The organism is Dysgonomonas sp. Shenzhen-Wh21 (genome assembly GCF_043392705.1).
Classification (GTDB): domain Bacteria; phylum Bacteroidota; class Bacteroidia; order Bacteroidales; family Dysgonomonadaceae; genus Dysgonomonas.
In genome coordinates, this window is record NZ_JAIXHZ010000078.1 from 150979 (window position 1) to 162836 (window position 11858).

Consider the following 11858-nt stretch of genomic DNA (forward strand, 5'->3'; position numbering starts at 1 on the left):
ATGGGAAGTATATCTTGTCGTTTTTGGGGTTAAGGTAATTTATTCCAAACACATTGTTAAAACAATTGATGATATTAACTTTTACATTTTTAATAGCACAAATATGAAAAAAACACTAACGCGAACTTTAATCCTATCTTTTTTTATCTCCCTCAATTCATGTATGGTAATCAATTCATTGCTTGGTATTAATCAGTGCAATTATCCGAATTGCGACAGGGAATGTGCCGATAATTGTAACTATTGCTCGTTCCATTGCGATGGTTATGGCCTTCCCGCTGATCTCGATGCCAGAACAGGGAAGTCAATTGATAAGCAGTTGGAGCAATACCGAAACGACCAGAAAAAGAAGTAATTTCGATACTTTAAAAGAAAAGAGCATACACAAATATCGTCAGAAGCATAGCCGATATAGTAAAGAATGGGATAAACAAAAACTTATCCATCCTCTTGCTAATGAAAAGATAAACCAGAATATTGATAGAGACAATTAGCCCTACAATATATGCTTTCATGGTTTTTCCTACAACCACAAAAGGATTATATAATAAATACGCATCGCTCGATTGGTGGGGATAGCCGTATAGTTTTTCTACTATATACCCTATTATCAGATATAGAAAAATAAGACCAAGAAGATATAAGAGGCTATATAAAGCACTGTAGGCAACTTTTTTCATAAAGCGATCGTTGAATTTCTGTATTTTTTGTAACAATTTATTCAAAAGACGAAAGTAGCAATAAGAAATCACTTTTTGATTGAACGGTTTCTCGATTATTACTTTCTCGATACGCAGAAATCCCATTTTAACTAAAATACTTGCTTCCTCAGCTATTTTCTATATCTTTACAGTCAAACAAACCGAGGCAAAAATGAAAAAACTACTATCCATAATCCTACTGCTCAGCCTGTCTGTAGCCTTCTATTCGTGTGGAGGTGATATGGAAGAGGAAACGAAGAAACCCCAAGAATTTGTATGGAACGGCGATTGGAACGATCCTGCCGACCCTAATTTTAAGCCGGAAGGGTTTAATCCGATAAAGGGGGTATGGAGGTTCAATTGGGATACTGATAGGGGAATTTGCTTTTCTGAAGATTTCAAAGTATATAATGTATACTTCCATCCCAATGGAAAATATACTATGGAATTGTGGAGAGAAAAATATATCATCAATGATAAAGCCTTTAAAAATCTGCCAAATGAAATAAATAGATATAAAGTGAAAAACAATAAATTGCAATATACATATGAACTTGAAAAGGATGAATCATGGTCAAATCTAACAAAAGTCCAAGAATAGAAAGAGGATGTATCAAAAGCAATTTTTACGATCATTCTGTCATCCTGGCTGTAGGGAAGAATCTCTTTTGAGAGGAGAGACGTTTCACTATCGTTCAACATAACAATAGAAAGTAATACGTTGATAGTATGTTTTTATTTTTGATATACCCTCTTCTGTATTATTTTATTTTGCGAATGAGTTTTAGTGTTGCCTGATTCTTACCTAAAGGGTCATAACCATCTATTTCAGCTACATTATAAAGGTCTCCGTTGAATCGGATAAGCGATTTATTTAAATTCTTATATTCTTCCGCACTAAGTATGCAATCAATTATTGTGTAATCGTTGCTGTTGTCAAGTAGGAAGAAGAAATTTTTCATAATCGAATCGGTTTTGTTTTCATAATCCAATATCATTTTATATGTATCATTATATTCGTTAGAAACAAGGGCAACCTGTACATTCCTGTTCTTTATGGTTTCAATATTAAATATTCCTGACTTATACCAAAAACGTTGGGCTTTATCATAATATCTTTTCTTTAACATTTCTGAATAATCCCCATCCCATGCTTCATATTCGGAAATAATAGGTACTTCTATGACGAATTCGCCCTTACTGTCAAGTAACCTCCTGTACCAGTTGTAAGAGAATGTTGATGTTTGTGTTATTTTATTTGTTTCATTACTGCCTGTATAATATTGTCCACCACCACTATTCCCCGAATTGGTGAGTTTTTCATCCGTTTCCCTGCCGGTGTTTTCATCTATTTTATTTTTCATTGTCCGGTAATAACCTTCTTCGTCTGTATCAATTGTAAATCCCAATTCATACATATAAGGCAGTTTTAGCGATTCGTTCCGATGTAGTCGGATATTTGCATATCTATCGATATCTATTATATTGTCCAGAGACTGAACAATTTCGTTGCCTTTTATTCTTAGTTCAAAATTAATATCCCCTTTATGAGTAAGCTTGAGGTTATAAGCTTTGCAGAAGTTGTCTATCCAATCATTGATTTTTATTCCGTTAGGTAAGAAATTGGTCAAATTTAAATTTCCTTCGTCAAAAGAAGCCGGGTCATTCCAATTCATTGGGATACCGGGTTTACTAGAGCCATTCTTATCTACAGTAAGCCAACTTCTGTATGGACTGAATGGGGTAAGTGAGAGATCAAATTCAATACTATGATTGTTCCAGCCCCTGTTAGACTTTTCGTAAGTGGATGTGGATACTAGGGCGATGCGTTCTCCTGCATTCAGCCAGACTATCTGAGATATATTTCCGGTTGCACTGCCGGTACTTCGTGCTGTTTTTGTTGCAGGTGCATTCTCCAGTTCTACTTTAAATAGGGATGCTTCTGTTCCATCTTCATAGATATAACCTGTACTTTTTACAGCGGAATAGAATCGACTATCTATGCCATCTTCAAAGCCATAACTCCACGATTCCCCACCGCTTATTGCCATTGGGTTGTGCTGTAAACCATCTGTCACTGTAGGGTTTTTGTAAGTTGAGTATGAGGAAGACTCTCCACCCCATGAAAAACCGCATATCATATTCAGGTTTTGTTTCGGATCTATAAATGTCACCTCGTGAGGCTTCGGATATATATTTCCGCTTTGTCCCTCCTTTTGATTAAGATTATTCTGGTAAAAGGAATTATCGAAATGTTGTTTCGGCAGAAATGTTCCCTCAGTATATCTTAAAACTTTTACCTCATACATGGGGCTACCAAAAGTTCCCGGAATAATCTGTGGACCTCTATCAGTAGAGAGCGAGGCAGATTTTATAGCTAGATTAACGTCAAAATCAAGTTTGTAAAGCCCATCCTCTGGAACAATCATCTTTACAACTTTTGCTATTCTGCTGTCTTCCACACTTATATTATCGCCCGGGTCTTCTCTTTCACTGACTTTTATGTTTTGTGAATAAAACAAATCAGTATTGATCGACATAAGATTTGTACCCGCTTTCTCTAAAGTATCATATTGTGTTTCCTTTTTGTTGATATTATCTTCCATATAGTTTCCCCAAATGCCCTTGATTCTCATTCTGGAAGCACTCCATACCATTCTGAATTCTTCCGGATTCTTGTAACTGACATACAAGTTATTTATCCTTTCATCGTTCAGGGCATCTCCGGTAAGAGTATAGTCGGCATTCTTAAATATTTGCTTTAACATATGGATACAATTAACAGAAGGAGGAATATCTTTTACATCCAATAATACCGAATCATCTAAAGTAACTTTAAACTCATCTGTAATGTTTTTATTATTAGTGTCCTTCGGCAACAACCCATATAGCACCAACGGAAATATACAAGGCGAAATTTCTCCATATACCGATTTGTCGTGCCCCCCGGTATTGTATCGAGTAATATCGTCTACCCCTGTAAATGGGATAAGCCATTTTCCTGCCTGATTCATCATCGTTTCTCCAAAAATATCCTTTGCGGTGAGGGGGGCGGGCACTCCCAAATTGCCTTTGTAGCTGTCTTGCGTGATCTCACTCAAGCGGAATTTACCGTCGAGGATAAGGATACCATCCACATACAGGCGAGCGTCTTCATAGATGCGAAACTTGCCCTGTACCTCCTCCACATTCACATGGCTGAAAATCTCGTTGTTGTTAGGTGTGGCAGGCAGCGTTATCTCGTAAGACATCTGTGCGTCTTTCACGCTCAATTCGGCAGGATTGATAAACTGGCGTTTTAGCCGTATGCCGAGGCTCTCGGGACTGTTGATGTCGCAAAGGCGGTTTTTGATGTATAGTTCTATGCTCATGATTTGTATTTATTTGTAAATTAAGTGACTGTCTTGTATTTGTTATGCTGACTTTATGGAGCATAACAGTTGTTTCGTGACCAACATATCTATCTCTTTCCCTTTATGATCGAATAGCTCAACTCCGAACCACGTTCCATCAGCTTGTTGAGGCAAACATACCGTTGCGCATCTATCGAGTGGTTGTAGCGGTCGATGGGGCGGTTTGTAGCCTCGCCGTTGAGGTCGGTCTGCCAGCGATAGTTGCGGTACTCGTTGATGATATTCGTGCTTCGCTGCGTGATGCGCTTGCGGTAACGGTTGAGTATCGAGATACCTGTAACGATGCTGTCCTTGCCTTTCTGTGCAGGCTCTACTCTCCATCCTTGCGACCTTATCTCGCTGATGCTCTTCGGTTCTGCGCTATCGGCTACGATGGGGATGTCTTGCGCTATGCCGTAAGATCGCAGGGCGTTGGATATCATCATATTGTCGTAACCCTTGTCGTATAGCAGTTCGTCTATCCACAGCTCGCCTTCCGACAGGCGCATGTCTACTATCGCCGTAGGGTCGTTGGTGAAGCCGAAATCTATGCCTATCCAGCGGTTTTTGTAGGTGTGGGGCATCGCTTTCACTACTTCCCAATTGGTCATAATAGACCCTTTGAGCGAACCTGTAAGCCCTTCGCCATACACCTGCCACCAGTTTTTGTCGCCTCGGTTCGATTCTATTTCTTTCACCTGCGCCTCCGTCAGATACTCGTTGTCTTTGTATGTGGAATGGATAAGAATGGCATCGTCGTTTAGCAATACCTTTTGGTCGAGCCAGAACTCAAAGCAAGGATTGCAGTCCAGAAATATCGTATCGGTGGTACGGATAGCCAATTGCCTGAACACCTCATATTCTATATTTATGCACTCGTTGATATACAATATATTTCGGCTCGGGCCATGTACTTTCGAAGGATTATCTGCCGAGAAAAATTCGATAATGCAGTTGTTCATCCTGTAAATCTTGTCCGTTGCGTTCCACTGTCGGGCATTCCATTTATTCTCCTTTTGCAGAATTTCTTTAAAGTCTCGAATACAACCTTTTTTGAGGTGCGGCATCGACTCCGATACAATGGATATTACCCTCGGCTTATCCGAATATTCGGCAATAAAAAACAGTAATTGCAACAAGCTGTATGTCTTCGACGAGCGTGTAGAACCTTTGTTTACAATGTACCTGTAAGGGTAGTTGTAGGCTTTCAGATTTTTGTCAAATACGGTTGTTGTATTCATTGTATATTTTCTGTTGTTTTCTCTTTTATTTCTTTTCGCCTTTAGTGTCTATCCCTTCGCCGTCCGTCGTCCTTAGGGGTTTGCAACCCCTAAGCTTTACTATAAGGATTTTAAATCCTGATTGAAATCACTTTCGGATTGCAAATCCGAAAGAACGGTGGAACGCTGCGTATTAGCTAGTTATACGAATCAGAATAATGATACTTCATCTCCACCCTATAAAGCTCGTCTTTCGAATTTGGCTTTATATTCATTTCATCCACAATGATATACCGCTGTGTTGCCTGCTCGTAAACCATACGTGACGCACTCATTTCTTTGAGCCAGTTGCATACATCCCTGCGGAGAGGCATAGTTTGCACGGTGAACTGCTCGGTAACGGTTTTGCTATACACCGATTCGATGTCGCTGCTCGTTGTAAAATAAGGAGTCTGCGTTTTGAATATTGTATTAGCCTCAGCCTTGAAATCGGTGTGCTCCGTTCCCGAAAAGTTGAAACTGCTCCATCCGCCCAGTCGGTTGAGGAATGCAAAATCCTTTACCTTATACAGGCATTCGGGAAGTATGCCGAACGTCAGTTCGTGGCTTATCTGTACGGCTTGCGACTCGTTGCCCGAATAGATCAGATACGCACGAACAAGACCTGTGTTGGGGTATTGGTGGAGTAGGGTGTCGATGTCGAGCTTGATGGTGTTTACCATAAAAAAATCCTTGCGGGCTTTCAGGTGCTTAGTCTCTTTCGCTATCATTAGCCCCGATTGCGACAGCAGCTCATAACAGATGCCAAACCGATACTCATCAGCAATGCTTTTGCTATGCTCGGCATCGGACAGTATGAAATTGAAATACTGTGTTTGCCCTTTTATATGAAAGAGTTGAGGCTGATTGGTCAGCGGCTTTACCCTATTGATGGTTTCGGGGCTTTTAAACCTTTCTTTTGTGTCGAACACATAATCCGAAAGGTCGTTTTTCTCCAACGTGCGGTTGTATCCGGCGATGGAGTAGAGCACAGGCGAATGGTAAAGCGGCGTGGTGTGAGAAACGGTTTTGTCGGTAATTACACGTTTGGCTGTAAACCGAAAATCTTTGATCGTTCCCGTGTCAACCCAGTCCTCTGCCTTCAAGAAAGTTGTGGGTATCGTATTGTTTTCCAGTATATTCGTATTGAACCACAGCGGGGTATATGAATATGCTTTGGTAAGGGTTATTGCCTTTGTGCCCATATTGCTGTCCGAGGGGGTGTCGTCCTCGCCAAGAAATATACCTGTGTCTTTGTACATGTCGAGGTGTATCCCCACATTGTCGTAACCGATAGCCAGTGTGTCTGTGCCTGCGGGATAGGTCTCTGCGGGATTGCCTGTGATACCGAAAAAAGTTCTGTTTCTGCCATTGCTGTTTTTTCGAAAAACAAACGAGAAGATATACTCTTTTCCACTACCGTTGGATACGATGTTTATTGTTTTATTGTCATCGGGCGATATGGAGATTTTGAAATTCTTGAAAAACTCATTTTTCTCCAAACCCTCCTTCAGAGCCAGTGCCGTGTTGTGGTATTCGTATTGCCAGGCAGGACCTGCATAGTCATGGAATTTGCCCAGATAGAAAGCCCCGGGCTCGTTTAGTTTGTCAAGATCGGATGTGCCCTCAAACTTATGCTCTTTGCCCGATTCGGCTTCTATGATGCTAAATGAGGATATGTTCTCGTATATCTTTATGCCGTGCACATCGGGTCTGATAAAGACATAGCCACACCCTGTGAGCTTGAGTTGTACCTCTACCGGCTTGCCTTTTGCGGCAATATTGGCTTCGAACTGTATATAATTGGGGTTACCCGCCAGAGAAACCTTTGCGGGTTTTATTGTTGCTTTGGCTATGTCAGAGCCGTTAATAAAGTATCCCATATTGTGATGTTGTTTTAGTTGTATGAAAATATTGATGTGTATTTGTCCGTTCTAAGTCTCCGTTCCGTCCTTCGGGGTTTGTAACCCCGAAGCTTTATTTTCAGGATTTAAAATCCTGATTGAAATAGCTTTCGGATTGCAATTAGCAATCAACGGAGTGTAACGTAGTTAAATCCGAAAGAACGATAGATGATATATCATTGCTTATAGTTAATGCGTCAGTTGAAATATCTATTCAGTTCGTCGATCGTTGCTTCAAAAAGTTGGTCGTACCATTCGGTTTCAAACTTGCGGTCTATCCTTTCTTCCAACGTAGCGAGTATGGGACGCCCTTCGTGTCCGTCTCGCCAGATGGCCCGTGCGATGAGAAACAGGGTGCTGTTGTCGGTAGGGATGTTTCGCGATAGTGCCCAGTCTCGCAGCTCGTCCAATGGCGGAAACTTGCCTTTGCGGGGTGCTCTGCCTTTTTCGAGAAAGGTGATATAGTTGTCGAAATAGGCTTCGATCACGATATTTCCGTTTGCCTTTCGCCACGATACATTCACGTCTTTCGCCTTCTCTCGCAGTGTGTTTTTATTCACCTTGGGGTTGTTGCTGACTTTGTCGTCTTTGAAAATATCGCCTGCAAGAATGGCTATTTCGTTCGTTATCTGATCTATTGCTTTTTTTAGTGCCGATGTCATTGCTTTAGATTTATTACTTCTTTGTTTTCAGATCAAAATCGGGAAACTTATTCACAAACACCTCGCAATTGCCGGCAGGCGACAAGTCGAAACACTTCAATGCCTCACCCTTAATGAACTCCTTGCTTGCATCAAACTGCTGATCGATGAGGCACAGGTTTTGCATGTTTGCCTGTGTAAAGTTGACTGAGAAACGGCAACCCGCCGCATTGTCGTCGTAGTAATCGCTGAGTGTCATATAGTCCCAATCGGGAGTGATGGAGATGCCCAGTGTGTCACGCTCTCGCTTGATGCGTTCTATGATATTCAGCCCGGTAGAGAAGGCAAGGTTTTGCAAATGGCTTACCGACTCTTCACTTTGCGGTAGAAAAAGGATTGAAAAGCTCACCGAGTTAGAGAATGTATTGTTTCGGTTGTTGCCCCGCAAAGGGTCTTCGAGCCAAAAGAGGGGATAGGCCTCTTTGCCGCTGCCCAGCTCGTAATTGCGCCCATAATAGAAGGCTTTGATAAGCTTATGCTCACGGGCTTGCTGCCTGAAAATGTCGATTATACTTTCTATCATTTCTAAAAATTTAGGATGTGTTTATTAATAGATAATTTTCTTAGAAAATGATGAAAAGGGGCGGGGGAAATTAGATAAAAAGATATGATTTAACCTTTAGATGGAAAAATACAGCTAAACTTTCATTTATTATTTTATATTTGTAAATGCAAATGCATTAGCACTGATTTTACTAAACAAACATAGCTATCATGAAGAAATACTTATTAACATCTATCTTATTCTTTTCCCTTTTACTTCTTATGTCTTGCAGCAGTGAAGAAAAAGAGCCTGTAACTGTAAAAGTAGGAAATATAAAAGGTCTTGTCGAAAAAGGGCCATTTGTATCAGGGACCTCTGTGAGCGTTTACGAACTGGACGAAAAACTCAAGGCAACGGGTCGTGTTTTTGAAACCAAAACAAATGACGAAGGTGCATTTTCTATCAACCCGTCTACTGCTCTAGTTTCAAAATATGTAAAACTCTCGGTGAATGGGTTTTATTTTAACGAATATACGGGCAAGCTATCTGATGCACCTGTGTCGTTGGAGGCTATAACCAGTATTGAGGATGTAAACAGTGCGAATGTGAATGTAAACATCCTCACACATCTGGAAATGCCACGTGTTGTAAATCTTGTCTCGGGTGGAACGAGTTTTCAGGCAGCAAAGCAGCAAGCCCAAGCAGAACTGTTGAAAGCTTTTTTGATAACAGACAAAACGCTGATTCCTGAAACGGCAAGTATCACAGGAAACGATACTTCGGCTAATATCTTGATAGCCATTTCGTCTATATTGCTCAATGAGAGGAGCGATGCTGCCTTTACCGAATTTATGAGTAAACTAAGAAATGACCTTACAGACGGACAAGTAAGCGAAGAAACAAAGAAAGCGATTGCTTCATCCAGTTTGGGCTTAAGCTATAGTCGAATCAAGGAAAATATAAAGAAAAGATATGAGGAGCTGGGTAAGACTGTGGAGGTCGGAAACTTCGAACTGTTTATCGATGGCGACGGTGACGGACAGATAGGTGACAGCTATGAAGAAGATGTACCAAACATATTTGAGCCTGAGGATATTTTTAACTCGGAGGAAAATGTGAAAAACTTCTGTGCTTCGTTAGCTATAGATGAATACAAGTTTTTACAAAACCAATATTTAGTTGAAGGCTTATACGCAAATACAGTAAACGCCGAAAAACTGAATAGGTACTATGATTTGAAACAGATTTACGATCACAACCTGACAGCTAATATGCCCATGATTTATGACCTGTGGTCATCAGCATATAGGTCGGTAACGAGAGCGAATGTACTTACCTCTGCCGAGAGTAAGCACGACTGGTTTAAGAAATACCAATATCTTGCAAAAGCTTACAGAGCATATTTATACTTGGGTATGACTGATATGTGGGGAAATATACCTCTTGTAACAGGATACAATTCAGGTGTTTGGCAAGATGCTATATCTTCTACTTCCAAAAATGAAATATTAGAATTTGTTATCAGCGAGCTCGAAAGTGTTTACGCACATCTTCCCGAAAGCAGCTCAGGATTTGAATGCTCTAAGTATTTTGCAAAAGCTATTCAGGCAAGAGCTTATCTGAATAAGAAGAATTATAGCAAGGCTTTGGAATGCCTTAACATTATTGTCAATAGTGGTAAGTATTCGTTAGAAAGCAATGTAAACGCTATATATGCAGGAGGCAGCAAAGAAATGATATTCGAATTGCCTAATACTGACGACTATTCTAGTTTGCCGTATCGTGAACTGGTACAAAAAGGTAATAATTTAGCAGTGTGCCGTTATGCAGAAGTTTTGCTGATGGCTGCTGAAGCAAATATAGGGTTGGGGAATACGAATCAGGCACTCAAATACCTCAATCAGGTGAGAAAGAGAAATGGTGGCGATCAGATCGATGGATCGTCAAATGTACAGTCAGCCTTGCAGAATGAATGGAAAAAAGACTTGGGAAATGAAGGTTTATATTTCTCTGTACTCAAACGTATGGATAAGGCAAAAGAAATATTGAATATCGAAGATTATAAACTTCTGTTTCCTATTCCTCAAAGGGAGCTGGATATGATTCCGAATATGAAACAAAACCCCGGATATTGATTCAAGTATAATCCGAATAAATATAGCAATGCCCGCATCCGATATGCGGGCATTCGTTTTTTATATTTTATCCTCTCATCTGTCTCTCAAACTTATACTGGTCTTCTTCGGCGTGCGACTTGTCTATTTTGTAGAGGAGAAATCCGAACACTTCGCCAACTGTTTTTCGAGTGATCGTATCAAATAGGTGTATCTTATCCTCTGCCAGATCGGCAATCGTTTTATACCACCCCCATTTATTGCAAAAGTCTTTGTATCCTTTAGAAACCGGGCGGCTTGAGTCATTACCGTCGAATAGTGGTTCAAAATCGCTTCGTATTCTCTCTTTTTGGATAAAAAAAAACTGATCAGCGGCAGAGCCTTGTCGCATGTCAGGTTTTTGAACATTTCGGTACGTTCGCCCAATAGATCGGGGTTGTACTTTTCACCAGCAGGTCGGCAAAGGATGGCCAGCAGTTCGGAGAGTTTGTACTCGCTGTCGCTACCTATCACGTTTTCGGCATCGACCCATTCGCCGAGGGTGAGTTTGTCGGCAAAGGATACGAAGTATTCCGTGTCTCCCACTTTTACTGCGTTAGCAGGGGGCAGTTCGCTGTCGAACACAAAGTCTACAATCTCGGCAAGGGCATTAAACACCTGCGCAGGGGATTCCAGCAGTACATTCGCATCGATGTTGCACACATCGGCAACGAAATGAACCTGATCGAGCTTGGTTTCGGGCTTTTGCATGTAAAGTTTTTCGTAGCGCGATAGTTTGATGTCGCTCCAGTTTTCGGGGATTTCTAGTTTTACGTTGTTTAATTCTACTGTTACCATACGTTTTTTAGTTGTTTGTATAGTAATAGATAATTTTGTGGAAAGATGATGAATAGGGCGATTCTTTGTATATTTGGTGATGTGTTCGAAAGGATGACGGAGGGAAAGTAAAGCAGGGGATTGCAAATCCCCTGTAACGAAGCAGTTTTCGTTTGAGACAATTAAACCTTCTCCAAGATTTATATTCTAACAAGAATAAAACTATAAATGTAAATACTATGAAAAAGGTGATTGCATTATTTATATTGACACTTTTATATACTCATTCTGCTGACTTGTGGGCGATAAAGCATCATTCACAAGAGTCTGCCAAAGTGAAGATTTCTTGCCAAAGAAAGATAACATCATTGGGAGGCGGTTATTCGAAAGATGATTTCTCTGTTTATTTTCGAGGAGAAAAGTTAAGGGGTGCCTCTGCCAGCTCATTTAAATATCTGGGTGGCGGCTATGGCAAAGATAATTGGAA

General features: G+C 40.6%; 10 protein-coding genes and 1 pseudogene. 4 read left to right on the plus strand and 7 right to left on the minus strand.

The window, feature by feature from the left end:
• Nucleotides 1-103 precede the first annotated feature (103 nt).
• Nucleotides 104-355 (plus strand): hypothetical protein, encoded by a 252-nt coding sequence (locus tag LDB17_RS05380; protein WP_252638334.1) that lies wholly within the window; start codon nt 104-106, stop codon nt 353-355.
• A 10-nt stretch (nt 356-365) separates the two neighbouring features.
• Here LDB17_RS05380 and LDB17_RS05385 read toward each other — a convergent pair whose 3' ends face one another.
• Nucleotides 366-680 carry a hypothetical protein gene (locus LDB17_RS05385; RefSeq protein ID WP_252638333.1) on the minus strand — a complete coding sequence of 105 codons (315 nt, stop codon included), beginning with the start codon at nt 678-680 and terminating at the stop codon, nt 366-368.
• Nucleotides 681-873: 193 nt separating this feature from the next.
• Here LDB17_RS05385 and LDB17_RS05390 point away from each other — a divergent pair, with 193 nt between their 5' ends.
• Nucleotides 874-1302: a hypothetical protein gene (locus LDB17_RS05390; RefSeq protein ID WP_252638332.1), complete on the plus strand. Its 429-nt coding sequence runs from the start codon at nt 874-876 to the stop codon at nt 1300-1302.
• A gap of 160 nt (nt 1303-1462) precedes the next feature.
• Here LDB17_RS05390 and LDB17_RS05395 read toward each other — a convergent pair whose 3' ends face one another.
• From LDB17_RS05395 to LDB17_RS05415, 5 genes are all read right to left on the minus strand, one after another.
• Nucleotides 1463-4072: a hypothetical protein gene (locus tag LDB17_RS05395; RefSeq protein ID WP_252638331.1), complete on the minus strand. Its 2610-nt coding sequence runs from the start codon at nt 4070-4072 to the stop codon at nt 1463-1465.
• Between the two features lie 89 nt (nt 4073-4161).
• Complete coding sequence (locus LDB17_RS05400) at nt 4162-5334, minus strand: PBSX family phage terminase large subunit (protein ID WP_252638330.1); 1173 nt, start codon at nt 5332-5334, stop codon at nt 4162-4164.
• 176 nt (nt 5335-5510) lie between these two features.
• Complete coding sequence (locus LDB17_RS05405) at nt 5511-7235, minus strand: hypothetical protein (RefSeq protein WP_252638329.1); 1725 nt, start codon at nt 7233-7235, stop codon at nt 5511-5513.
• A 218-nt stretch (nt 7236-7453) separates the two neighbouring features.
• Nucleotides 7454-7918, minus strand: a complete 465-nt coding sequence (locus tag LDB17_RS05410) for a hypothetical protein (RefSeq protein ID WP_252638328.1) — start codon at nt 7916-7918, stop codon at nt 7454-7456.
• Nucleotides 7919-7931: 13 nt separating this feature from the next.
• Nucleotides 7932-8480: a hypothetical protein gene (locus LDB17_RS05415; protein ID WP_252638327.1), complete on the minus strand. Its 549-nt coding sequence runs from the start codon at nt 8478-8480 to the stop codon at nt 7932-7934.
• Nucleotides 8481-8671: 191 nt separating this feature from the next.
• On the opposite strand from LDB17_RS05415, the gene LDB17_RS05420 reads away from it, so the two are divergent.
• Nucleotides 8672-10576 (plus strand): RagB/SusD family nutrient uptake outer membrane protein, encoded by a 1905-nt coding sequence (locus tag LDB17_RS05420; RefSeq protein ID WP_252638326.1) that lies wholly within the window; start codon nt 8672-8674, stop codon nt 10574-10576.
• 123 nt (nt 10577-10699) lie between these two features.
• Here LDB17_RS05420 and LDB17_RS05425 read toward each other — a convergent pair whose 3' ends face one another.
• On the minus strand, nt 10700-11392 hold the full coding sequence (locus LDB17_RS05425; protein WP_252638325.1) for a hypothetical protein: 693 nt from the start codon (nt 11390-11392) through the stop codon (nt 10700-10702).
• A 218-nt stretch (nt 11393-11610) separates the two neighbouring features.
• On the opposite strand from LDB17_RS05425, the pseudogene LDB17_RS05430 reads away from it, so the two are divergent.
• Nucleotides 11611-11858: pseudogene (locus tag LDB17_RS05430) on the plus strand (hypothetical protein); the annotation flags it as partial.